Annotated in this window: 20 protein-coding genes; 17 read left to right on the top strand and 3 right to left on the bottom strand. The window is 56.6% G+C overall.

Annotation, left to right across the window (positions count from 1 at the left end; translation table 11 throughout):
* The first annotated feature begins 250 nt into the window (after positions 1 to 250).
* The 7 genes from PAF20_RS18790 (at position 251) to PAF20_RS18760 (ending at position 5,792) form a co-directional block, all read left to right on the top strand.
* A protein-coding gene (locus PAF20_RS18790; protein WP_271072581.1) for an IS5 family transposase occupies positions 251 to 1,005 on the top strand; the annotation gives its coding sequence in 2 pieces (ribosomal slippage) (positions 251 to 569 and positions 569 to 1,005; 756 coding nt in all).
* A 157-nt stretch (positions 1,006 to 1,162) separates the two neighbouring features.
* Entirely contained in the window at positions 1,163 to 2,098 is a 936-nt protein-coding gene (locus PAF20_RS18785; protein ID WP_271073693.1) for a hypothetical protein, read from the top strand.
* Positions 2,099 to 2,703: 605 nt separating this feature from the next.
* Positions 2,704 to 2,943, top strand: a complete 240-nt coding sequence (locus PAF20_RS18780) for a WGR domain-containing protein (RefSeq protein WP_271073692.1) — start codon at positions 2,704 to 2,706, stop codon at positions 2,941 to 2,943.
* Positions 2,944 to 3,111: 168 nt separating this feature from the next.
* Entirely contained in the window at positions 3,112 to 3,372 is a 261-nt protein-coding gene (locus tag PAF20_RS18775) for a CopG family ribbon-helix-helix protein (RefSeq protein WP_271073691.1), read from the top strand.
* Complete coding sequence (locus PAF20_RS18770; protein WP_271073690.1) at positions 3,369 to 3,680, top strand: type II toxin-antitoxin system RelE/ParE family toxin; 312 nt, start codon at positions 3,369 to 3,371, stop codon at positions 3,678 to 3,680. The genes PAF20_RS18775 and PAF20_RS18770 overlap by 4 nt, the downstream gene beginning before the upstream one ends.
* Before the next feature lie 227 nt (positions 3,681 to 3,907).
* Complete coding sequence (locus PAF20_RS18765; RefSeq protein WP_271073689.1) at positions 3,908 to 4,882, top strand: hypothetical protein; 975 nt, start codon at positions 3,908 to 3,910, stop codon at positions 4,880 to 4,882.
* A gap of 157 nt (positions 4,883 to 5,039) precedes the next feature.
* Positions 5,040 to 5,792, top strand: coding sequence for a hypothetical protein (locus PAF20_RS18760; protein WP_271073688.1), 753 nt, complete (start codon positions 5,040 to 5,042; stop codon positions 5,790 to 5,792).
* A 309-nt stretch (positions 5,793 to 6,101) separates the two neighbouring features.
* Here the strand turns inward: PAF20_RS18760 and PAF20_RS18755 are convergent, their stop codons facing one another.
* On the bottom strand, positions 6,102 to 6,716 hold the full coding sequence (locus tag PAF20_RS18755) for a hypothetical protein (protein WP_271073687.1): 615 nt from the start codon (positions 6,714 to 6,716) through the stop codon (positions 6,102 to 6,104).
* Between the two features lie 583 nt (positions 6,717 to 7,299).
* Between PAF20_RS18755 and PAF20_RS18750 the strand changes: the two genes are divergently transcribed.
* From PAF20_RS18750 to PAF20_RS18735, 4 genes are read left to right on the top strand one after another with little or no spacing between them, the layout of a single operon-like run.
* The gene (locus PAF20_RS18750) at positions 7,300 to 7,878 is read left to right on the top strand and encodes a tyrosine-type recombinase/integrase (protein WP_271073686.1); all 579 of its coding nucleotides are present in this window, start codon (positions 7,300 to 7,302) and stop codon (positions 7,876 to 7,878) included.
* 14 nt (positions 7,879 to 7,892) lie between these two features.
* Positions 7,893 to 8,294: a DUF3768 domain-containing protein gene (locus PAF20_RS18745; protein WP_271073685.1), complete on the top strand. Its 402-nt coding sequence runs from the start codon at positions 7,893 to 7,895 to the stop codon at positions 8,292 to 8,294.
* On the top strand, positions 8,295 to 9,365 hold the full coding sequence (locus PAF20_RS18740; protein ID WP_271073684.1) for a hypothetical protein: 1,071 nt from the start codon (positions 8,295 to 8,297) through the stop codon (positions 9,363 to 9,365). It begins immediately after the preceding gene.
* A 22-nt stretch (positions 9,366 to 9,387) separates the two neighbouring features.
* Positions 9,388 to 9,933: a metallophosphoesterase gene (locus tag PAF20_RS18735; RefSeq protein ID WP_271073683.1), complete on the top strand. Its 546-nt coding sequence runs from the start codon at positions 9,388 to 9,390 to the stop codon at positions 9,931 to 9,933.
* A 21-nt stretch (positions 9,934 to 9,954) separates the two neighbouring features.
* Here PAF20_RS18735 and PAF20_RS18730 read toward each other — a convergent pair whose 3' ends face one another.
* Entirely contained in the window at positions 9,955 to 10,494 is a 540-nt protein-coding gene (locus PAF20_RS18730; protein ID WP_271073682.1) for a recombinase family protein, read from the bottom strand.
* A 550-nt stretch (positions 10,495 to 11,044) separates the two neighbouring features.
* Between PAF20_RS18730 and PAF20_RS18725 the strand changes: the two genes are divergently transcribed.
* The 5 genes from PAF20_RS18725 (at position 11,045) to PAF20_RS18705 (ending at position 18,640) form a co-directional block, all read left to right on the top strand.
* Positions 11,045 to 12,385: a calcium-binding protein gene (locus PAF20_RS18725; RefSeq protein ID WP_271073681.1), complete on the top strand. Its 1,341-nt coding sequence runs from the start codon at positions 11,045 to 11,047 to the stop codon at positions 12,383 to 12,385.
* Between the two features lie 278 nt (positions 12,386 to 12,663).
* Positions 12,664 to 14,433: a type I secretion system permease/ATPase gene (locus PAF20_RS18720; RefSeq protein ID WP_271073680.1), complete on the top strand. Its 1,770-nt coding sequence runs from the start codon at positions 12,664 to 12,666 to the stop codon at positions 14,431 to 14,433.
* A 3-nt stretch (positions 14,434 to 14,436) separates the two neighbouring features.
* Positions 14,437 to 15,756: an HlyD family type I secretion periplasmic adaptor subunit gene (locus PAF20_RS18715; RefSeq protein WP_271073679.1), complete on the top strand. Its 1,320-nt coding sequence runs from the start codon at positions 14,437 to 14,439 to the stop codon at positions 15,754 to 15,756.
* A gap of 248 nt (positions 15,757 to 16,004) precedes the next feature.
* Positions 16,005 to 17,951: a glycosyltransferase family 2 protein gene (locus tag PAF20_RS18710; RefSeq protein ID WP_271073678.1), complete on the top strand. Its 1,947-nt coding sequence runs from the start codon at positions 16,005 to 16,007 to the stop codon at positions 17,949 to 17,951.
* The gene (locus PAF20_RS18705) at positions 17,951 to 18,640 is read left to right on the top strand and encodes a sulfotransferase (protein ID WP_271073706.1); all 690 of its coding nucleotides are present in this window, start codon (positions 17,951 to 17,953) and stop codon (positions 18,638 to 18,640) included. The genes PAF20_RS18710 and PAF20_RS18705 overlap by 1 nt, the downstream gene beginning before the upstream one ends.
* A 12-nt stretch (positions 18,641 to 18,652) precedes the next feature.
* On the opposite strand, the gene PAF20_RS18700 is transcribed toward PAF20_RS18705, so the two are convergent.
* Complete coding sequence (locus PAF20_RS18700; RefSeq protein WP_271073705.1) at positions 18,653 to 21,832, bottom strand: glycosyltransferase; 3,180 nt, start codon at positions 21,830 to 21,832, stop codon at positions 18,653 to 18,655.
* Positions 21,833 to 22,483: 651 nt separating this feature from the next.
* On the opposite strand from PAF20_RS18700, the gene PAF20_RS18695 reads away from it, so the two are divergent.
* The gene (locus PAF20_RS18695) at positions 22,484 to 23,518 is read left to right on the top strand and encodes a replication initiator protein A (RefSeq protein ID WP_271073704.1); all 1,035 of its coding nucleotides are present in this window, start codon (positions 22,484 to 22,486) and stop codon (positions 23,516 to 23,518) included.
* Positions 23,519 to 23,650 lie beyond the last annotated feature (132 nt).

Raw genomic sequence — 23,650 nt, 5'->3', positions numbered from 1 at the left:
AAAAACAGCGCATAGCGCGCTCTACGGCCTGCAGACGGCCCCAGTGCGTCAATTCATCGAGGAGGAAGAGGGCAGGCACCTTGAGGTCGTTCAGCGTCGGGCAATGTCCTGAAGGCCTGAGAAGCCAGGAAGCGGAGCTAACGGCTGTACGCGTTCATCCGGTTGGGCAGCAGCACTAGGGTCAGGACCCGTAAAGTCGCTTGAGGCCCCACGGTATGCATGATTCAAGCTTCCAAACAGAGGGGGCATGATGAGCGGGCATTTCTGGTTGGCCGACGCGCAGATGGAGCGGCTGCGGCCGTTCTTTCCGAAGTCCAGAGGCAAGCCGCGGGTGGATGACCGGCGGGTGCTGAGCGGGATAATCTACATTCAGAAGAACGGGTTGCAGTGGAAGGACGCGCCGGCCGTGTATGGGCCGCCGAAGACGCTCTACAATCGGTTCGTGCGCTGGTCGCGCATGGGCGTGTTCGCCAGGATCTTCGCCGAGCTCGCCCAGCCGGGACCGGATGGCGAAACGATCATGATCGACAGCACCCACCTCAAGGCGCACCGCACGGCGGCAAGCCTCTCAAAAGGGGGACTCGTCCGCGGGCCATCGGACGGACCAAAGGCGGGCTGAACTCCAAGCTGCACATGGTGTGCGACGGGCTGGGTCGTCCCCTGACCTTCTTCCTGTCGCCCGGCCAGATGAGCGATGCGAAGGGCGCGCTGGTCCTGCTGGATGCCCTGCCGCCCGCAAAGATGCTCCTGGGTGACAAGGGCTACGACGCCGACTGGTTCCGCGAAGCCCTCGATGACAAGGGGATTGCCGCCTGCATCCCGGCCCGGCGCGGGCGCAAGAACCCCGCCAACCACGACCGGAAACTCTACAAGCAGCGTCACCGGGTCGAGAACCTCTTCGCCCGTCTCAAGGACTGGCGCCGGATCGCCACCCGCTACGACAGATGCGGCGAAATCTTCCTCTCCGCCATCTGCATCGCAGCGACCGTCATTTTCTGGTTGTGAGTCCTGACCCTAGGATTGCCTATAATAGCCCAGTCTGGCAGAAGCCTGTAGCAGCATGAGGTCATCCGCGGCAGTAGAGCGAAACAGCGCCGCATCGGAATGCACCAAGCTATTCCATTGTCGATGGCACGGTTTCTGCGAGAGGGTGAAGTAAGTAATGGCTAAAAAAATGATCGTACATGCGGGCTGGCACAAGACAGGCTCAACCTCTATTCAGAAGTGGTGTGTCCAGAATTACCACGTTCTTCGCGAGAATGGAATTCTGTATCCGATGGATGAGCATCTGCTCTGGGACGGCCACCATCGACTTGCCCGGGAATTTAGTAACAGGCACACAGGTTGCGATACAAAGATTAACGTCCCTGCAATTATAGAAGACTATAAAAAAGAAGCGGGCAATACGCTTTTTCTGAGCTCTGAGGAGTTCGAGTTCATTCCAGAACGTGGGATCCGATCGCTAGTCGGAATGGCAGGGCAGGTTGAGGTAAAGGTCCTTATCTTTCTTAGAAACATCATTGATTACCTTTTGGCTGATTATCAGCAGAACGTTAGGATGGAAACCACAAAATATCGGCATGATATTTACAGATTCTCCTTCCAATATAATGCATATGCCAAAATGAATTACCTCCCTCTGCTTCAAAAATGGGCCGCTGTTCTTGGTGCAGATGCAGTCGACCTGATTCGGTACGAGAAGGCTTCCGGATCAGTAATTTCACAATTAAAAAAATACCTCCAGTTGTGCGACGTTGACACCAAAGATGACGATAAACGCGCGAATCCTTCTCTTCAAGCTGTAAGCCTTCGGGTCTTGCAGGAGATTAACAGGACCGGCGACGTCCCTGAGCGGGAGGAAATTATCAGGCGCCTGTACGAGCTTGAAGCCTCTGATGATCAAAGTTACTCCGTGTTAGACTCGGAGCTTGCCGAGGCTTTCCTCAAGCGGATAGCAGCCCCCACCCGACGTGCTGCCGAGATTTTCGGGATAGAGGCTGATTATTTGCTCGCCAATCCAGTTGTTCACAAGCTTCACGTTGATGGTTCAAGTTGGAGGGAGCGATTTGAAGCTGTGAGGCAGGAGTTCCGCTTCTAGGTGTTTCACCCACCGTTCGGGTTTCGTAATTTCACACACCATCTTTCGTAAGATCACCCACCCTTTATCGTAAGATCACCCACCGAAAGTCAAAATTATGGCCGTTTTATCATTTTTTTCAGGTGCTTAAGAGTGGCTCTGATTCGCGTAACACAGACTCTAACACCTATATAACACCCAGCATCGCGGCCTAAGCTGGTCCGTTGACCCCCTTCGCCCACAGCGTCTCGCAAAAACGCCCCTCCACGTTTCGGCGAAAGGGCGCTCAGAGGTATCTCCGTTCACGGCCATCGGCGTCCCCGCCTGTACCATGGGGCGATCCTATCACGGCATCTTTGTTCCACAAATATCCCGGTGGTGAATGCCCCTTCGGGGCAGAGGAGGCAGAGCCTTCTGGCCGCCTGCGGCGGCCGAGATGCTGAGAAGAGGTCGGAGCGGCAGATCGAAGGCCGTGTTTTCCCATTCACCGCTGGTAGAAGACGCAGGCATCGACGCCGGTGGTTGTGGTGGTCCAGGAGGCTCCGAGGACGGCGCAGGTGAGGGGTTGCTGGCCATGAAGCGGGGAAGCGTTATCGTCAGCACAAGGGCAAAACGACAGCGCCCAGATGTTTCCCGAAGACATCCGCATCGAACGCGTGGACGCCAAGGCCAATATGTATCGGTTCTATCGGCTGCGCTTGATGCCAGACCTGTTCGGTGGCGTGTCGCTTTTACGGGAATGGGGCAGGATCGGCACCCAAGGGCGGCATCGGATCGAGTTGTTAGAGGATATGGGCAGCGCTGCCGACGCGATGATCGCGCTCTATCGCACCAAGCAGAAGCGGGGCTATCAACTCACCGGGTGAGCCCGGGCAGGACAGTAAGCCAGAGATTGGGGACCTGAAAATTTGCCAGATGTTCCCGCTTAACGTGGTTCTACGTCGAAACCTTCCGATGTGGCCCATCGGGCCCAATTGGAATTGTCTGCCGAACCAAAATGTGCTCATATGTGTACATTCGCACAGGAGCCCGCAATGCCCGCCAGCACTACGATGACCATCCGCCTCAGCTCTGACCTGAAGGACAAGCTTGAGCGTCTGGCGCAGGGCACACAGCGCAGCAGGTCTTTTCTGGCAAGCGAGGCGGTGAAAGCCTATGTGTCCCGGGAGCTTGAGGTCATTGACGGAATCCGGCGCGGGATTGAAGATGTTGCGGCCGGTCGCGTTATCTCGCACGAAGCGGCGACAGGAGAGCTTCAGGCAGTGATCGATGCTGCCCAAGGTGGGAAAGCGTGAAGCGACAGGTCGTATGGTCGCGTATTGCTCTGGACGATCTCAAGGCGCAAATAGCCTATATCGCAGCAGAGAACCCCGCGGCTGCGCAGCGCGTTTCGGACATGATCGGGAAAACGGCCGCGGCCCTTTCGGAAATCCCGACCGGTCGCCCTGGCCGCGTCACCGGCACCTATGAAAAATCGGTATCGCGGCTGCCTTACGTCATTGCCTATGCGATCTCCTCCAGCCCGGTTGGCGAAGTCATAGCGATCATCCGTGTGATTCACACGGCACGGGACTGGCCCGCCGAGCAATGGCCAGAGGTCTGAGCCGTACGATAGCTTGGCAAGCCTCCGGGCTGCCGCTCGGTCGCCCAAAAGGGCCAGGCAAGAGTAAGCTTGACCCATTCCGTCCTGAATAGAGGCTGGCTGAATGTCGCCTCCGTCCGCATATCTCCGGGACATGGCCTTTTACCACAAATGCCATGTCGGCTTTCTGGATATTTTTCTCTGAATCTCTTTTGATGGCGCTTTGATGACCGCGCAGGGGGGAATTCATGGTGGACAAGAAGGGGCCAGGTTTGCCGGGGCGAGGCCCGCGACAGCGCAGCATTGAAGAACGTAAGAATAAGCTGGCGGCTTATGAGGCCACATATATGCGGCATGGCTCGCAGAAGGCGACATTGGAAGCCCTCGGTATCCCGGCCTCGACATTCTATCGATGGGTCAGCGACGAGGGTCGCGGATATGCGGCATCACCACTGGTCGACCACCCACCTGATATTGGGGTGAACACGGCGATCCGGATCCTTGCCTCCACGAAGCCGATGCCACGTTTTGATCGTGAACAGGCGTTTTTTCGGCTGGTTGCCTGGCTTGGCTGGGGAGAGGATTCCCCTGATCAGCAGGCGGCGGTCACAGCGGCGCATATCAGCTACCTGTGCCGGAAACATAAGGCGCCAACTGTTTTTGAAATGCCGGAGGATGTGCGCGAACGATTGAACCGCGCGCTGAAGGTTGAACGGTTCATGTGGATGTTCTCGCCCGAGGCGGATGCCTATTTCTGGGAGAATGGCTTTCCGGCGTTCGGGCGCTATTCGATCCAGGATGTGATCGCGGAAATCACCGGGCACCTCTTGACCTCAGTTCCGAACAAACATGGGCAAGGCTATGTCAGCCTGACTGCGGCGTTGAAGCGGCAGCGAACAACAGCCGTGACGTGTCAATTCCCGTATTCCCTTCGCACCTTGCGGGAACGATGGGCCCAATATGCGCCAACTGCGGTTTTCCAGTACATCTTCTCCCATGAACCGAAGATAACACTGTATTTGCACCCATCGGACCCGGACCTCGTTGAGGTTGTGGACGAGGCGCTGGCTGATCCCGAAGGGTTTCGGGCTGCGCTGAGCCGATGCAAGTCCGCCCAGAGGGCACTGATGGCGCGATTGGACCCGCGGGCGACGGCTGGCTATCGGTTCCCGAGTTTCCCAAGGACACTGGGCTATCAATTGAAAAATACCGGTAACTTTTAGCTAATATCGATGCCTGAAAATCTATCAATATTCTGATATATAACAATAAATAAAATAAATAACCCATGCCTGAAAACCCCTACAATTCAATTGTGGGTTGCCCTTATCCATATCTGAAGCATTGCAACATCGCACCTGTAAAGGAAAGGCATCACAGATGGATAGGAAGAAAGCGAAGGAACCGGCATCGCTACCGAATATCGAGGCGCTGGAACATGCCCGATCAGAGGTTAAAAAATCACATCGCGGCTATCGGGACGCCGTCCGAGATACGCTGCAGGAGGCCGCGGTGCGTGAGCTGGCTATCCGTAATAATATGGATGACTTAAAGGCGTTTTGTGAGCTTGATCATTGGCAGGGGAAAAAATCCCGGCCGTCAGTCGAGCGACCTGAAGAATTGCGGCTATTCATCCTCAAGTTTGTTTTTTCCTGGCGGAAGAACACTGACAAGGATGCCAGCCGCTACAACAAGGCGATAGAGGCGCTCCTTGTTGACAACGTTCCACGAGAGGAAATTGCGGCAGAACTCAAGAAGCGGGGCGGCATTCAAAGGGTGTATGCCGACTACCGTGCGATGCAGCAGGAGGGCGAGAAAGGCGGGCCGATTAAAAAAGCGTCTGCACGCGAGCGCATTGCCGCGGCGAGAGCCACGTACCTCCGTACCGTGCAGGAAATAGATGCAGATGAAATGGATCTTTTCCTTCAAGTCGAACCAGATGATCTTGAGGACCTGCTCAACAGTTCGAAAGGCGACGAGTTCACGCTAAGTGTTCGTAACGCTGGCGCCGATGATACGGGATTTGTTCAATTCGAGCTCTTGGCAAGCGACGAAGCGGATGAACCGGCACCACGGCCGGGCCGAAAGCCGAAGCGGCGTGGACGACCAAACCACAGGGCATCATTGCACTAGTATTGCCGTTGAATGATGAAAATTTGCCCCGGCCCTTGATTGAGGGTCGGAGCCATCGTGGATTTGTGTGTCGGGCGGGGTTTGGTCACTTGGTTCCTTGCGAAGGCTATCCGCAACTCTGTTCGCGATAGTTTCTCGGCCTTGTTCTGACCGACGGTCGTGATGTTTCTGTTAAAGCGAAACATTCCGGCGACAGTGCTTTCATGGGCTTTTTCCGAAAATATATCGGGGTCGGCAAGGCCGAGAAGGGCCACTCCAAAGCCGGGAACCCAACAGCCCGCACTGATGAATAGCCGTGGCTGATTGTCTCTAGCATGATCCGCGTCTGATCCGCCGTTTGGCACCGTCGGTTTTCGCTTGCAGGCGTTCGTATTTCGTCCGCGAAGAATACTCGCCCCGCGCTTCTGGCAACAGCAGGATGTCGTCGGCGCTGAGCTCGTCTCGTCTAATCGATTTCATCAGATAGTCCGTAAGCCGCGGCGCGTCATGGGTGATGCGCTTGATGTGGAGCTCGGCAAGGTATCGGTTCTGGCCGATCAGCTGGTCGCGCCAATCGGTGAGGAAGGTGGTCAAGTTGGTCTTGAGCCTTGTGTGGCGAGGGCAGGCGATGGCGGCATGTATGTGAAGGCCGTTATTGATCTCCGGGTTCACATGCGTCGTCCTGTCGTGTTTCGGAACCTGGTAATCTGGGGCGGCGATCAGAAACGGCAGCTGGTCGTGTCGAACGCTGCGCGGGCGGCGGTAGAGGTGGGTCAGGAGCTTGTGGTAGGTGGCACGAACCTCCTCCATCATCAGTTTCACCTTGGTCCTGTCATTCCCCGGCAGCGAATTGAACATGAAGCTGAGCAGGCAGGCGTCCCAGCCGTGGGTGATACGGTCCTGCAGCATGACTGCGTATCCGTCTACGAGTTGCTTGGTCATCATCGGGTTTGTCCTTCTGTTGCGGTACATGCTGCTTTACGCGTCCGCGACGATATCGTTGCGCGTCTCAGCCATGACGAATTCCGGGATTTAGGAGTCTTCAAGCTTGTGATCTGGCGGGTGTTTGTCTGCCTATCGATCATCATGCTCGGGCTGGTTCATAATATAATTGGTATTTTTACAGTTATTGGTTGTGGGGGCTGATCATGGTTTGGTTGGTAATTTGGGCATAGTGGTTCCATATGGTTGCGCAGCTTGCGCCCCCATCGCCGCATCCGTGGATGTGGCAGGCTGCCGGGCCCATCCCATTGCAACCAACACCTATAAATTGGCATTACGCCCAAGCTGCTTTACGGGACCTGCCAAATGATCCGTTGCGACAATGCGCCATGTTTCTGTTGAACAGAAGTTACGGAACAGTTGGTGAGGATGTGCAGCGTCACGTCGAACCGACATCATCGCGTCATGTCGCATCATATCAGGCCCGATCAGGCGGCCAGCACCTCAATCACCGCGAGCTGAACGTTTAACTTGACAATCTACTTTAGATTGTGTATTGTAATCGTATGTCAATTTATGCGAGCAGATGCGCGGCCGCCCGGCCAAGGTGATTACAGCCGCTGAACAGCGGCGCATATTGCGATATCTCGATCTTTCTCCAACAGCTGCCCGTGACCGCGTGATGTTCCTCTTGACCATCACGGCGGGGTTGCGGTCCTGCGAAGTCTGCGCGCTTCGCTGGTCGATGTTGACCCGGGGTGATGGCTCGATCGGGTCGCATATCGAATTGCCTCCGATTGCGGCCAAGCGTCGATCCGGGCGACGTATTCCTTTGCATCCTGAACTTCGGCGGGCGCTTGTCGGTCTGGCCCCACGTGTGCGCGACCGGCAAGGGCCGGTGATCCGGTCCTGCCGGGGTGGGGCGATGTCACCCAAATCGCTGGTCAACTGGTTTACCGGGCTCTACCGGCAGCTGGGCCTGCAAGGCTGTTCGTCGCATTCCGGGCGGCGCAGTTTTATCACCCGGGCGGCACGCCAGCTGCATCGCGTGGGCGGGTCCTTGCGCGACGTTCAGCTTCTGGCCGGGCATCGCTCGATCCAGACCACGCAAGGCTATATCGACGGCGATGAACAGGCGCAGCGTCGATTGATCAAACTCATCTGACAGGAAAGGGACGAATGATGGACGATCGGGGATCGATGGATGATGGAAAAGAACAAACAGGCAACATTGACAGGTTTGAGGAGGATCAGCCCTATGATGTGCGACTGGTTCGGATGTTGAACGATGCCCTGCGGCGCCGGGAACTGGGCGGCAATGTCTTCGTCACGCGTGGGGTCGGCATGCTGCCAAGGCAAGAACTCGCGGCGATCCTGCAAGCTGTCGCCTGTTTCGACGATTTTAATGAAGATAACGACCCCTATGGTGAGCATGACTGTGCGGTCATGACCGTGGGGCAACACCGCATCATCTGGAAAATCGACTATTACGACCGGGCGCTGAAGGGGTTTTCGCCAGACCCATCGAACCCGCAACTGACCCGCCGCATTCTGACCGTTATGCTGGCTTCGGAATATTGAATGGCGAACAGCAAGGCTGATGCCGCCCGAATGCTGGCTGAGTTGTGCCAGCTGATGATTGGCCCGGGTTATCTGGACGAGGTTGCACATGAGGTATCAGCGTCGGGTTTGGCGAAAGCACTGGCCAAGGCTGATGCCGGGTTTATCTATGATCAGCTGATGTTGTCTCTGAGCATGCAGGGCATCTCCGACGATATCGCCACCCGCTATATCAACCGTCACGGTAATGCCACGCGCAGGGAGATCCGGGCCGCGCTTGCCCGCAGCCGTTGTGCCTGCCCAAAGCTTATCGGGTTTGAGGCCTATACCGGCTGCCGCTACCGCAAGTCGGTAAAGACATGCGCTCGCCCGCAGCACCTGCGGCTGTGCCCGGTGCGAAAGCTCCCTTTGCGCAAGGGCCTTCTGAACGTTCAGGCGCATTCGCTGCACTTCTTCCTGCGCGACATCTGTCAGGACGATGTGGCCGGGTTCATCGATCAAGTGATTGATGGCGCGGTTGCGGAAGCCCGCACAGGCCCTGAGCGGCGCTACGCGGCGGATGCCAGCATCGAAGCTAGGGTTTTGCCGCCCGATGCCGTTGCAGCTGCACGACAGGCCCTGCTGGGCGAATTTGGCCGAATTGAGGGGGTATCAGCCAAGCTGGCCAATATGGTGCTGGCCGATATCCTGCTTGGCGGCAGGCCGAATGACATGCGCTGGAGGATGATCGGGGCAGCAATGTGCACCGTCGATGTGCTGGTCCATAAATTCCTTGATCGCACCGGCATCCTCAAGGCGTTCGGGCTTGAGCATGCTTACGGCCCGCGCTGCTATCGCGAAAATGGCTGTGACGGGGTGATTGCCGAACTGGCACGTGTCGTGCCAGTGCAAAACATCGACCCGGCTTACCCGGACTATTTCCCGCGGCTTCTCGAATTGGCCATCTGGCGCTTCTGTGCCGAAACCCAGCATGGCGTCTGTCGGACCCGCGTCGTCGGCAAGGGCAGGCTCTGCAATCAACGCCACCACTGCCCGGTTGCGCAATTCTGCGCCCTTGGCGGGTCAAAGCGTCGCAGGCGGGGCAAAACATGATCACCCACATTCAGGAGATCCCATGACTCATTGGTACAGCGCTGACCTGCATTTTGGCGATGATGGCATCCGGCGTTATTTCGGGCGACCGTTCAGAAACATCGCCGAGATGAACAATGCCATGATCGACGGCATGGCCACACGGCTGAAGGACGGCGACGATCTCTGGGTGCTGGGCGATGTCGCCGATACAAGCTCAGGGGGCGAAGAGCTTGCCCGGACCCTGATCGAGCGCCTGCCGGGTCGAAAGCACCTCATTCGCGGCAATCACGACGATGCAGCGATAACCAGCCTGCCATGGACCAGCCAACACGATCTGACCGAGATCACGGACGGGTCGGAGCGCTTCGTGCTCTGCCACTACCCGCTGCTATCATGGAATGGCGCGCGGCAGGGGGCATTGCAGCTATTCGGGCATGTCCATGACCGCTGGCCGGGCTCCGACCGTCAGGTCAATGTCGGCGTCGATCTCTGGAACTTCGCCCCCGCAAGCGCCGCCGATATCGTCATCAGGGCCGCAGGGCAGAAACCGCTCAGCATCGCAGACAGCATCGAAGGGGTGGGGTGAGGGAGCAGCCTGCCAGCTGCTCTATGCCCGCCGGATCGTGTTCTGGCTGACCCTGAAAAGCCGCGCCAATTCGGCGATGCCGCGCAGGTCCTGATCGCGCAGACGGCGCACCTCGGCACGTTGTTCAGGGGACAGGGCAGGGGGCCTGCCGCCGACGCGCCCACGCTTGCGCGCAGCCGCCAGCCCCTCTCGGGTGCGTTCAGAAATCCGCTCGCGCTCGAACTGGGCGATCGAGGCGAAGACATGAAACACCAGTCGCCCTGCCGGGGTGGTGGTGTCGATATCCTCTGCCAGAGAACGGAACCCCGCGCCCTTGCCCTGAATGGCATCCACTATGGCCAGCAGATCCTGCAAGGACCGGCTGAGCCGATCATATTTCGTGACGACCACCACATCGCCGGGCCGGAGTTGATCCAGCATCCGGTCCAGGTCCGGCCGCTGCCGTCTGGAACCGCTTATCTTATCCATAAAAATACGTTCTGCACCTGCCGCATTCAGTGCATCGACTTGTGCGTCAAGCACCTGATCATCGGTCGAAACGCGTGCATAGCCAAAAATCACGCCATATCCTTCACTTTTGGCAAATTTCGCTCGCCTGTCACGAGCATTCCTTCAAATGAAACTGCTAGCCGAATCAGCACCTGCACGTTTATGATCGTTAACCTAATCGTTAATAATTGCTATTAATTCTTGCCGTGCCGCCGTGACTTGGTACCGCGTGAGACCCTTCAAAGGGACGATCCGCGCCAAACTTTAGGTTTCATATATTCAACCTGAAGGGTATTTCCTAAATACATCCAAAACCTCGGACAATCAATCGCCTCTACAAGGCAGGAAAAAGACAGCAATCGCACCCCATTTGCCCAACAGTCCGCCCCGGCAATGGGGGCAGGTAATGCCCTGAAAACAATAAGTTCTGACAATGCACCCACACAACGCGAAACAACTACGCCAAGCAAACCGATGTTTTTATGCAACAATTAAGCAAAGTTAACCCCTTAACGTCAGTTAACACGCATTGTCAGGGATGGGATTATGTTCTAGCGTTTGCCGGTGCAGCGCAAATGCGGTGCCTTTGTGGCACTGCACTAATCACTAGTGAGGAATGGAAATGGCATTTAACGTTATAACAGCTAACAGCCACAACGGCGAGCGCCTTGAAGGCGGCCAGTACTCGGCTGACTGGATTGACGGCCTGGGCGGCAACGACACGCTTGTCGGTTACGATGGGGCAGATGTCCTGATCGGTAACATGGGCGATGATAAGATCTATGCCGGCGCAGGCGATACCGATCTGGATATCGTTCTCGGTGGCGACGGCAATGACCACGCCTATGGCGGCGGCGGCGGCGACCTGATGGACGGCGGCGCAGGCAGCGACATGATGGGCGGCGGCACCGGCAACGACCTGATGTTCGGTGAAAGCGGCGTTGGCAGCTTGGATCTCTATTCGGACCAGATCTCGCATTACGGCGAGATCGGCGGCCCGCTGGAGTGGCTGCCCCTGCTCGACCATGTCGGCATTGACGACAACTATCTGAACTCGTTCCCGCAGGCGGCCTCCGGCAATGACACCATGTGGGGTGGTTCCGGTCGCGACATGATGTTCGGCGGCTGGGGTGAAGACGTCATCGGCGGTGGCTACGGCAGCGATCTGGTTGTTGGTAACCGCGACAATGACACCCTCTTCGGTGCAGAGGGCAACGACGTTGTCCTGGGCGGTGACGAAGATGACGTCATGTATGGTGGTGCAGGTAACGACATCCTGGATGGCGACGAAACGCCGTTGTCTGATAATATTCCTTCCCAGGAAGATCTGTATCAGCCCGGCAACGGCGCTCCTGGCCATGTGTGGCCGCACGCGCAGTCCGACTATCTCGACGATATCGAGTGGGTGACGAATGAGGACAACCACAACGGTAACGACCTGATCTTTGGTGGTGACGGTGACGACTGGATCCACGGTCGTGAAGGTGCTGACACCCTGTGGGGCGGTACCGGCGACGACCTCATCTACACCGGTTCGGATGAGGATAACGACACCGACGTCATCGGCTTCATCAAAGACCACGGCAACGACACCGTCCGTCAGTTCGACGCCGGCGAATGGCCCGAAGGTGGCAACGCCGATTGGGAGAACGGTGAGGACATCATCGACCTGAGCGCCGCCAACTACGACGGCGAGTTCGAGGATGCTGTCGATGATGGCGCGATCGTCTTTGATCCCACCGGTGACGGCGGGAATGGAACCGTGACCATCTACACCAGCCTGCTGGGCCTGGCTAACAACTCTAAAGATCCGACGGCTAACACGATCCTTATCACCTTCGAAGATGTGTCTGACTATGAGGCCTTCGGTGCCAACAACATCCTGCTGAACGGCGAAGACTGGGTCGACATGACCGCCAGCTTCCAGAACCTGGAAGCTGGTTTCGGCGGCGGCGCCTCCTAGTAATTGCCACAGCCGGGGCAGATTTTTCTGCCCCGGACACAGAAATCGGCAAGGGCGGGGTAACCCCCGCCCTTTTCGTTACAGCCTATATCGGCCCCATGAGATGACCGGAACAGGCCTTCCATCCAGCATCAGCCGGAGCCCACAGCCGAATTGAAGCGATACCGACCACAAGACCTGCGGCAGCAAAGCCCTGATGACCTTTTCTTTACTGTTTGGTCAGTGTCTCCGTGTGATATTATCGCCAATGCGGCACTCACAGCAGGTCCCAATAGATCATGAAAGTAATCGGGAAAAAGCCTGTCTCCTCTGCAAAGAGTGAGCTTGCAAGGTTCTTTGCCGCACGGTCCGGTTCGATTTTCGTTGTCCTGCTGCTGTCAGTCTTTGCCAATCTTCTGGCCCTGACCGGCCCGCTTTACATGATGCAGGTCTATGACCGGGTTCTGGGCTCTCGTTCAATTGAAACGCTGATCGCGCTGACGATGATCATGCTGTTTCTCTATTTCATGATGGGCGTGTTCGATGTCTGCCGGTCTTATATCGCATCCCGGCTGGCCGCCCAGTTTCAGGCCCGCTTCGACCGCCGTGTGTTCCGCGCAACCCTGTCCAAGACCAAAATTGTCGGCCCGGATTCCTATTACGATTCAGCCCGCGCGCCTTCCGACATCGAGAATGTGCAGCGGCTGATTTCCTCTCCGGTCTTTCTGGCTATTTTCGACATCCCCTGGACACCGATCTTCATCTTTGGGATTTTCCTTCTGCACCCATGGCTTGGCTATCTCAGTGCCGGGGGCGGTCTGGTTCTGGTGGTGGTGACACTGCTGAACCAGATGCTGTCACGCAGCGCACTGATCGAAAGCATGCAGGCGCAGCGCAAAGCCCAGATGAAAATGGACAATGTGATGGAGGATGCGGATACCGTCCGCGGCCTGGGGATGAGTGCGAACATCTTTTCCCGCTGGCTGTCCGACCGCGCCACCTCGCTGACCGAACAGATCAGAAGCGCGAATATCACGCAGCTCTTCACGACCATTTCCAAGGTGCTGCGCATGATTCTGCAATCGTCGATCCTCGGGCTGGGGGCCTATCTGGTGCTGCAGCAGGAAATGACCGCCGGGGTGATGATTGCCGCGTCGATCATCGCCACGCGCGCACTGGCACCGGTGGATGTCATCATTGGCAGCTGGTCCTCGGTTCAGCGCGGTATGGTGAGTTGGCGCAATATCTCTGATCTTCTGGCGCAGATGCCGGAACCCGCACCGCGGACCGAACTGCCCCGCCCGAAAGGAACGGTCGAGGTTTCCAGCCTTATGATCCGCCCCCCCGGGTCGCAGCTTACTTCCCTGCAGGGGATCAAATTCCAATTGCCGGCCGGCAAGACCATGGGCATAATCGGTCCTTCAGGGGCAGGCAAGTCCACACTTATCCGCGCATTGGCCGGTATCTGGCCGGCCAGCAGCGGCCAGATCCGGATCGATGGCGCGACGATCGACCAGTATGACCCGGATGTTTACGGCACATTGATCGGCTATCTGCCACAGCAGGTCAAGCTGTTTGACGGCACAATCGGCGAAAACATCGCCCGCATGGGCGAGGATGCCGATGATGCCGAAATCATCGCCGCCGCCAAGGCAGCCGCGGCCCATGACATGATCGTCAAGCTGCCCAGGGGATATGACACGAAGCTTGGGGCCAGCGAAGCCAAGCTTTCAGGCGGACAGGTCCAGCGTGTTGGCATGGCACGGGCGCTTTACAGATCGCCGGTCGTGCTTCTGCTGGACGAACCGAACAGCAACCTGGACAAGGTTGGCACCACGGCGCTGAATCAGGCCATACGCGGCGTGAAAGAGCGCGGCGGAAGCGTGATTATCGTCGCACACCGGCCAAGCGCCATACGCGAGGCGGACTTCCTGCTTTATATTGAAAACGGTCGGCAGGTCGCCTTCGGCAAAAGTGAGGACGTTCTGCGCCGCTTTGTCTCAAACCACGAAAGCATTGCCCGCGACATCAGAAGCGTTCCCCCGAAGACTGCAGATTCAAGAAGCTGAGCCATGTCACGATTGTCAGATTATGAAGATAACCCCCGCTGGAAGCTTCGGGGCGTTGTGATGTTCGCAGTGCTGGCGATGGTTATGTTCGCCGGTGGTTTTGGTGCATGGGCGGCGCTGTCCAGCCTGTCCGGCGCAGTCATCGCCTCGGGTCAGGTCGAGGTTGATCGCAACCGTCAGGTCGTCCAGCACCCTGATGGCGGCGTTGTCGAGACCATCAACGCACGTGAGGGCGATGTCGTTTCTCAGGGCGATGTGTTGATCCAGCTTGATACAAGTGGATACCGGCGCGAGCTGGCAACCGTTGAAACCCAGCTTTTCGAGATGCAGGCTAAACGTGGACGGCTGGAGGCTGAGCGCGATGAGGCTGACAGTATCACCTTTGATCCCGATCTGCACGAGATCGCAACAGAGCGTGACAATATCGCCTCGGTGCTGGATGGCCAGACCAAGCTGTTCGCGGCAAGACGGGATACCGAGGCACAGCAGAACGAGCAGTTGAGCAAGCGTATCGAACAAGCGGAGCGTACGATCGAGGGCATCGAGGCCCAGAAAGAGGCGCTGCGCACCCAGTTGGATCTGGTGGAAAACGAACTTGCCAGTCAGCAGCAGCTGCTGGAGAAAAACCTCGTCCGCTCCTCAACGATGAGCCAGTTGCAGCGGCAACAGGCCTCGCTATTGGGTCAATTGGGTGAACTGGAGGCCGAACAGGGCCGCGTCGAAGGGCAGATCACCGAAATCGACGTTCAGCTTCTGAGCCTTCAGAGCAGCCGCCGCGAACAGGCCATCACCGAGCTCCGGGTCGATTATCCCACGGAAATCGGCCTGATCGAACGGCGCGCCGATCTGCTGGAGAAGATCGAACAGTCCAGCATTACCGCCCCCGTCTCGGGCATGGTCTATAACAGCGCTGTCTTTGCCGAACGGGCGGTCATCGTTCCCGCCGATCCGATCATGTACATCATACCGCAGGATCGACCGTTGCGCATTTCAGCGCGACTGTCCTCAATCAGCATCGACCAGATATTCCTCGATCAGGATGTGATCCTGCGTTTTCCCGCCTTCAACTCCAGAACCACGCCCGAACTGAATGGTCATATTACCCGCATTTCGGCTGACAGCTTCACCGACGACCGGACCGGATCCACATATTACATGGTCGAAGCCGAGATCGACGGCGAGCAGGCTGCGCAAGGAACCGGATCGATTACGCTTGTTCCGGGCATGCCGGTTGAGGTGTTCATCCAGACCGTCGAACGCAGCCCGATCAGCTATCTGGTCAAGCCGCTTACGGACTTCTTCTCACGCTCGCTGCGGGACTGAGCGGGGATGAGCAGCGCCGCTTCATATGCGGGCGATATGTGTGCGTATCCCAATTAACGATCTGATATTGTTTCAGCTTCGCCCTATTGGCTTGATGGTACAAAAACCCTATCAATGCGTTAATACTTCTTACCCGGCCATCGTGACGAGCGAGGTTGGTATGGTAAGAAATAATTAAATAGAAACAAAGGTCTTAACGGAAAATTACCAAAGCCAGGCAATATGTCTGCGCGACGGCAGGAACAGATATGCGACATGACAATATTGCGCTGCCAGAAGGTCGGAACATGACCGACAGGTCCGACGATCAGGTGCGAATTGTCATGACACTGCTCGTCCGCAATGAAGCGGATATCATTGAGGATAATATCCGCTTCCATCACCAGATGGGCGTCGACAACTTCATCGTGATGGATAACCTTTCCACCGATGCCACCCCGGACATTCTGCGGAAATTATCTGAAGAATTTCAAATCCGCATCATCCAGCAGAGTGATGACGATTATAATCAGGCAGTATGGGTCACCGATATGGCCCGGCAGGCCTCGCAGATTTACAAGAATAGCTGGGTAATCAACAATGATGCTGATGAATTCTGGCTGCCCGCCTGCGGATCGTTGAAACAGTTTCTGTCCTCGCTGCCGGAACATGTCACCCGCATAAACGCGGTGCGCTATAATGCCGTGCTGGAAAGCGATGACGGGCCGGTACTATCCGCAAGCGCCCATCCAAGAACCTCAACCGTGTTCGAGAGGGTCAGCACCAATTCTCTGGGCACCCCTTTGCCCAAAAAATGCATGCACCGGGCCAGCCCCGATATAGAAATCGCGCAGGGCAATCATTCTGTCACAGGAATTGGCGGCGAAACATTTGATGCCAATGAGGATCTGATGATCCTGCATTACCCCTATCGGACGCTGGATATTTACCGCTCGAAGATCGCTCTGGGCGGGGCAGCCTATGATCGCAACAAGGCCCTGTCAGAGGAGGTCGGCGCCACCTGGCGGGAACAGTACAAGACCATCGACTCAGGCGGGCTGGAGGCGTTCTGGGCAGATCAGGTGCGCAGCCCCACGGATATTGTGATCGAGCGGTCGAATGCCGAGCTGTTTACCTGCATCACCGTCAAAAACCTTTTGGTCGGAGAACAGCGCCCCTCTGTTCGCACAGTTCACCCGCTGGATGATCTGCTGCAGAAGACCGAGGCTTTGTTTAAGACATACGCCGCCGAAATTTCTCATGTCATATCCCGCGTTCCCCGGCATATCCGGCCCACCAGACCTTTGTATCACAATATCCGCTTTTGCCTGAGCGGTCCGCAACAGCAGATCAAATACCTGAAACGGCTACGGGAAAGGGATATCACGCCGCAAGAACTGCTGAACGACTTCAGTTCACTCCGTGACACTTTCTCACTGTTTCCCAGAAATGATGCTTTCAGGGATTTTCTGGCAGCATTGCTGAGGTCTGAATTCCACGATGCCTGTGCAACGCTGGAGCGGGACTGCCGGGACAGAATTGTCGTTCTGCATGTCACCTGCGCACCCCGTATGGGAAAGGCCATGAAATCGGTGCAATCCTTTGGCCAGGACGACCGGTTCTTTCATGTCGTGGCTGTCGGACAGTCCGGCCTGCAGACAGAGCAACACACCCCTCTGCACCTGTCCTATGAAGATGGAGTGCTGACTATCCCGGTCCCGGATTCATACGAGGCTCTGCATCGCAAGGTTTTCTATGCTTTCACGCTGATCGATCTGATCACGTCACCCCGGATGATCCTGAAGCTCGACGATAACCTTCTCCTGAACAACCGCGATGATCTGCTGAGGGTTTTGGACAGGATCGAGACTGAGGATATTGCCTATGCCGGACGGCAGGTTGGGGACCGTTTCCATGAAAAGCAATGGCACGGGTGGCATATCGGCAAATGCGCGAACGGAGATATAGAGCGGCGCGGATATCAGTTTCCACTGCCCACCAAATATGCCGCCGGGGGATATGGCTACGTCCTGAACCGCAGGGGAATGTCCGCCTGCACTTACATGTATCTGGCAATGAAGAGTTTTTTTGACATGAACAGCATAGGCCTTGAAGATGCCTTTGTCGGGCACGCCGCCGATGCGGCCGGACTAAGCCTGCATGACGTATCATCAGACGAGGTCATTCTGGCCTTTCCCGGACTGGTCAGTATCTGATGCAGCACGAGAACAATCCGCAAGTCACGACAAAGCATGTTTTCATCGTGACCTATGGTCGCTCGGGGTCGACCTTGTTGCAGAAACTTCTCAACAGTTCCGAAGGGGTTTGCATCCGGGGCGAGAACAACGATGTTTTGCTGGGGCTGGTAAAATCCTGGTCCGCCTTCGCGCGTGAAAAGGAAGTCTACCACCTGCGCAGAAGTAAAAAGGTCGTCAGGGATGATCATCCCTGGTACGGGATCAACCTTTCCAATGGTGAAACCTTCGGGCGCCATCTGGCCGAAATCTTCACACGCGACGTGCTTTTCCCCCCTGAAAACACGTTAATATCCGGCTTCAAGGAAATCCGCTGGCATCGCGAACCGGAATGGTTCGAAGCCAGAATGGACTTTCTGAAGACATTTTTTGTGGACGCGAAGTTCATCATCAACACCCGTAATCATGAAGATGTCGCAAGGTCTTCATGGTGGAAAACCATGCCCCGGGATGAGGTTCTGGCCCAACTGGGCGCGGCCGAAGATCTGTATCTGAACTGGCAATCCAGACATCCAGAAATCAGCTGCCATCTTCACTTCGACGATTATGTGGCCGATCCTTCCCGCCTCAAACCGGCTTTTGATCTGATCGGTCTGCCCTTCAGCCGTGAACGGATGGAATCCGTCCTTCAGACACGCCTTCAACATTAAGGTGTTCTGACTTCAGCCCGCGCCGGATCGGGCAGCCTCGCGCCGGTGCTCGGCATTGATGGCTCTGACCCGATCATAGGCTGCATCCAGTTCTCGCTGGCGTTTGCTTCGAACTTTTGGATCTGTCGGTGTGCGATACATCGACGTCACTTTCGGCACCATTTCAAACGGTCCGTGATTTGCATAACGAGACCACAGGTTCCAGTCTTCGAGATGGTCGATGCTGATATCGAAGCCACCCTCAGCCTCATAGAGACTACGACGAAAGATAATCGCCTGAATCGGGATGAAATTCATGTCATTCATGCGATTATGGTCATATGGCTGACGGTGTCCCGGCAGCAGAATATGAGAAAACTCGTGATAACTCCCATCATCACCGAAGCGGGTCTGAACGTCCCACGCCAACGCATAGGCCGCGACCGTGCCGGGGGCATGCATCAGGGTGGTTTGCAGTTGTTCGACGTGATCGCAGAACAGCAAATCGTCATTATCGAGAAACATCAGTAATTCCCCGGAAGCCTGAGACAGACCGAAATTGCCTGCCTCGGAGCGGCCAGAGCCGTCAGATTTCATATAGCGGATATTGCGCCCATAGGCCTCGGCGACCTCGGCTATCAGATCACCGGCGAAGTCTGTGCGGTCCTCGACGATGAGATGTTCGATATTGGGATAGGTCTGATTTATGACCGCGGCCAGAGCCTCGCGCAGGATACGGATCTTGGGGCCGAATGTGCGTGTGACGATGCTGACCAACGGTCGGTCAGAGTCCAGCCGACTCGAATCCAGCGGTACGGCTTCACCATTACGCGTGAAGATATAATCGAAGCCCGCAAACGGAAAATCGACCGCCTGAGCCGGTTTGAACACGGTGCGGAAATGCTGTTTCTGATCGAGAACCCGGCGCTGCGCCTCAACCATGCCCATACGGCGGATGGGGTCGCGCTCAGAGTTGAGGGCCTCGGCCAGAAGTCGCTCGCCCTCGGCCCCCGCCTCATCGCCGCCATAGCGATATCGCAACAAGATGTTTGCCGCGAGCGATCCCGACAACTGCTTCGGACGGGCGGTGGTATCGTCCAGATCGACGAAATGGGTGACGCTGACCTGCGGCAGATAACGCAGCCGCCATCCGGCGCCACGGAAGCGGTACGATAGCTCGACATCCTCGCCATACATGAAGATGCGTTCGTCATAACCACCGACGCCAAGATAGGCCTCGCGCCGGAACAGCACGCAGGCATGACTGTTCCAGACCGCCTCAAGCGTGACCGGATCGTAATATTTCGGATGCTCATAGGGGCATTGCCGCACCTCCCAGGCAGCAACATCGGCACGATCTGCATGGGCCGCCCGTTGCGCCCGGACCAGCGTGTCTTCATGGAACTTCAGGTCGACATTGGTCACCAGAACAAGATCGTCCTCAAGCTGGCGGATGGCAAAATCATGCCCCGCGCCAAAGCCGAGATTAGGCCGCGGATAAAGCGTGAAAGAGCCGTAATGATGCCCATGTCGGGTGGCGTGTTCCTCGATCAGCGCGACGGTTTCGTCCTGCGATCCATGATCCACAATCGCAACATTGAGACGCGACAGAGGAAAATTCTGTTCTGATAGCGAGGTCAGAAACCCGGGTAGCCATCGTGCCGAATTATACGTCACGATTGAAAGGCCCAGCGTGGGGCCGTCAGCCTCTGCCGGGCGCTTGTCCCAAAGCGCGCGGGTCAGCGCCACATGCCAGTCCGACAACAGCACATCGCCCCGCCCGACCGCCATGTGATTGACGATGTCATCGCCGCCCTCCGGCCGCACAGGATCCGGTATCACCCGATAACGATCTCCCTGCAGCTTTTTAAAACGGGAAATGAAACTGCGAACTCCACGCTTCCGGATGATGCGCGTGCTCGCCGCCAGTGTCGCGCGCATTCCACCCATTTCAGCGACAGCACCCTGAAGGCCACGGGTCGTGTTACGCAAACGGCGGGCAACAGAAGCACCGCTACGCAAAGGGGCCGTCAGCCGCCATGACCGCGACGACCGGAACCTCTGATCCTGCTCCGACAGCATTGTCATGAGCTGCGTTTCCTGCGCCTGTAGCATTATTGAAAAATGCCGCTTCAGCGCCTCTCGCTCTGTCTCAAGTTCCGTGATCCGGCCTTGAGCCTTGTCGAACTTCTCCTGCGTTTCGGCCAGAACCATGGTGGTATCAGTCACGGATTTCCGAGCCTGTTCTTCCGCGTGATTTGCAGCTGCCCGCTCTTCAAGAGCACGGCGGAGCATCGGCTGGGCGGCCTCGAACTGGTGGCGTATTTCATCCAACTGCTTCTGCGCCGACACAGAGCCTGGGTCGCGTTCAAGCTGCCGCAAGGCATCATAGGCCTTGCGCACCCATCCCATCGTCAGCGCATCAGCCGCGAGCTTCGCATCATTGATCTGATGGTGGCGCTCACTGGGGGTCAGGAACTCATCAACCGCAGCAGTGATCGTTTCGGGACGATGCGGCAGGGTGATACCGGCGCAGTTTTCCAGATCGTGCAGCAACTCCTGCCAATCGGTGAACGTCCGGTCATATGAAATCACGACGCGGACGAGGTGTCTCGTGGCATGCTCGGCTTCAAGGGTATGAGACAGCCATAGCAGTGCCGCGTCGATGTCATTGCTGGTCTTTGGCCAGTTTGAGCGCGCCTGAAGCGACCGCATCACCTCAAGCGGATGGCGGAACGTAATCACCGGCAGCACATGATAGCCACCCTCCTGCAACGCAGAAAGGTAGGATGGCACCAATCGGCAGATGCGCGGGTCCTTGATGACAATCAGATCCGCGTCACCAAATTCAGCCTCAACAACACGCCGGATGTCTTCCTCCGCCATGGCGCGTTCGCGCAATGACATTGCCGTCCAGTCCGGAGCCTGCCAATCTGACCAGGCCAATCCTGCGGCTTCCAGCACACGGTCATTGGTCAGCACGATATCACGCGATTCCCAGTGCCCGGTCCGATTGCCTTCAACGGCATCGATCATCTCATGTGGAAGCGCCGCACCAGCCAGTGAGAGCACGCGGGTCAGCGCACTGGTGCCGGATCGATGCATCCCCAATACCAGCATTGCCACACGATCACGGGGACGGCTCAATATAGCGGCAGAATCCGTGCCATGCTGCTCTGGCTGGTCGTCCTTACTACGTGCTACATCGTCCATCTGGCCTCGCCCTCCTGCCCGTGGCCGCAGTAGGTCAGGCGCAACCAATTACTCTGCACAAGCCTAACCACACCCGGATATAAGACCGGCTCCTCCTTACTTTCCATAAGCATTGTTAACAATGCTTAACGCGCCTTAAATCCGCCGACACTTCTGTGATGCCTTGGAGGGTTCGTTGATGAGACGGGTAATTCTCTAATGCGCAGGTGCTGGTTCAATATGATCTCCCGGAGGCCAAAAGGAGATTGAGGTCATGAAGGCTGGTTGAGACCTATGGAAGCTTCATGGCAGGTGCTCTGAACTGGTTCTTTGCGCAAATTCTGCCCCTGATCATTCTCAGCAAATTCCAACCGTGAGACAGGCGCTAATGCTGGTTCTGAAGCTCATGGTAGAAGAGAGTTTCGCTTCTCTGGAATGCATGTCAGGGCGCCTGCAAGCAAAGTTATCCACAGGGTTTGAAGCGGCTCTGGGTGTTAAATATGTGTTAAATATGTGTTACGGCTCTTTTGGGGCAGTTATTTTTTTGTAAATTCAATTACTTACATCCGCACCCGGTAACTAAAAACACGAATCTCGGTAACTGAAATCCTGCTTTTGGTAACTAAAAACACGAATCTTGACAGTGGTAACTGAAAACACGAATGTACCTCCATGGTAACTGAAAACACGAATGCTTTGCCGGCACTTTTGCCTGATCGCCACCCGCAGCATGATCTGTTCATTTGCGATGTTGCAGACGCTGCTCTGAAAGATGTCATGCAGCATATGGAGCATCCGTTCTATTCGCTGTCGAAGAAGCCCGAGACCAGGGTCAAGCGCTATCGCAACGGCGATAACTGGCTTGAGATCACACCAAGCGTCAAAGGCCTGGCGACTATCTATGACAAGGACATTCTGATCTATTGCATCAGCCAGATCATGGCTAAGGTAAAACGTGGCGAGATGGTTTCGCCGCGCGTGCGCATCAATTCCCATGAACTGCTTATCTTTACCAATCGTGGCACCAGCGGGCGTGAATATCTGGCATTGCTGGATGCATTGGACCGGCTGGAAGGCACGCGGATCCGAACCAATATCACCACGGGCGATGAGGAACAGATCGATGGCTTCGGCCTGATCGACGCATCCTCAATCCGTCGCAAGCAGGGCCTGGACGGGCGGCTGCTCTGGTGTGAGGTGAAGCTGTCCGACTGGGTTTTCAACGCCATTCGCAATGAAGAGGTTCTGACCCTTCACCGCGACTATTTCCGCCTTCGAAAACCCCTTGAGCGCCGCGTTTACGAACTGGCACGCAAACATTGTGGCCAGCAGAAGATATGGCGCATCTCGCTGGCGAAGCTGCTGCTGAAAACCGGCTCTCAAAGCCCGGAGAAACGTTTCCGGCAAATGATCCGTCTGCTGGCTGCGAACGACCACCTTCCCGATTATCAGGTCGATTATGATGAAGAGACCGACGTGGTCATCTTCACCAATCGCGGCACCATGGCCCCTGCCTTGCCGGGCGGCAGCCATGTGCCGCCGCTCAAGGCAGAGACCTATGCCCTCGCCCGGGACGTCGCGCCCGGCTGGGATGTCTATCATCTCGAACGCGAATGGCGCGACTGGATCGTTGAAGCGCCCCGGGATGCCGATTCCGCCTTTGTCGGCTTTTGCCGGAAATGGTTCGAAAAGCGTGGGCAGCCCTGATGACGCCAAAATCCTTCATCAACCATTCCGGTTTTGGAGCGGGGTTTTGGAAGGCCCTATCAGCGCAGGCCGGGAATGTAACAAAAACGACCGTTTTTTGAGGGAATGGAGCCGCATTTACCCTACAAACGG

It is taken from the genome of Paracoccus albus, assembly GCF_027913035.1.
GTDB classification, from domain to species: Bacteria; Pseudomonadota; Alphaproteobacteria; order Rhodobacterales; family Rhodobacteraceae; genus Paracoccus; species Paracoccus albus.
This window is presented reverse-complemented; position numbering and strand designations above follow the sequence as displayed.

Coding starts and splice junctions, on each gene's coding strand:
- PAF20_RS18715 (WP_271073679.1), top strand. CDS start 14,437: ATGTCACGATTGTCAGATTATGAAGATAACCCCCGCTGGAAGCTTCGG.
- PAF20_RS18695 (WP_271073704.1), top strand. CDS start 22,484: ATGGTAACTGAAAACACGAATGCTTTGCCGGCACTTTTGCCTGATCGC.
- PAF20_RS18785 (WP_271073693.1), top strand. CDS start 1,163: ATGGCTAAAAAAATGATCGTACATGCGGGCTGGCACAAGACAGGCTCA.
- PAF20_RS18760 (WP_271073688.1), top strand. CDS start 5,040: ATGGATAGGAAGAAAGCGAAGGAACCGGCATCGCTACCGAATATCGAG.
- PAF20_RS18750 (WP_271073686.1), top strand. CDS start 7,300: ATGCGCGGCCGCCCGGCCAAGGTGATTACAGCCGCTGAACAGCGGCGC.
- PAF20_RS18775 (WP_271073691.1), top strand. CDS start 3,112: ATGCCCGCCAGCACTACGATGACCATCCGCCTCAGCTCTGACCTGAAG.
- PAF20_RS18705 (WP_271073706.1), top strand. CDS start 17,951: ATGCAGCACGAGAACAATCCGCAAGTCACGACAAAGCATGTTTTCATC.
- PAF20_RS18780 (WP_271073692.1), top strand. CDS start 2,704: ATGTTTCCCGAAGACATCCGCATCGAACGCGTGGACGCCAAGGCCAAT.
- PAF20_RS18735 (WP_271073683.1), top strand. CDS start 9,388: ATGACTCATTGGTACAGCGCTGACCTGCATTTTGGCGATGATGGCATC.
- PAF20_RS18755 (WP_271073687.1), bottom strand. CDS start 6,716: ATGATGACCAAGCAACTCGTAGACGGATACGCAGTCATGCTGCAGGAC.
- PAF20_RS18745 (WP_271073685.1), top strand. CDS start 7,893: ATGATGGACGATCGGGGATCGATGGATGATGGAAAAGAACAAACAGGC.
- PAF20_RS18765 (WP_271073689.1), top strand. CDS start 3,908: ATGGTGGACAAGAAGGGGCCAGGTTTGCCGGGGCGAGGCCCGCGACAG.
- PAF20_RS18700 (WP_271073705.1), bottom strand. CDS start 21,832: ATGGACGATGTAGCACGTAGTAAGGACGACCAGCCAGAGCAGCATGGC.
- PAF20_RS18740 (WP_271073684.1), top strand. CDS start 8,295: ATGGCGAACAGCAAGGCTGATGCCGCCCGAATGCTGGCTGAGTTGTGC.
- PAF20_RS18725 (WP_271073681.1), top strand. CDS start 11,045: ATGGCATTTAACGTTATAACAGCTAACAGCCACAACGGCGAGCGCCTT.
- PAF20_RS18710 (WP_271073678.1), top strand. CDS start 16,005: ATGCGACATGACAATATTGCGCTGCCAGAAGGTCGGAACATGACCGAC.
- PAF20_RS18720 (WP_271073680.1), top strand. CDS start 12,664: ATGAAAGTAATCGGGAAAAAGCCTGTCTCCTCTGCAAAGAGTGAGCTT.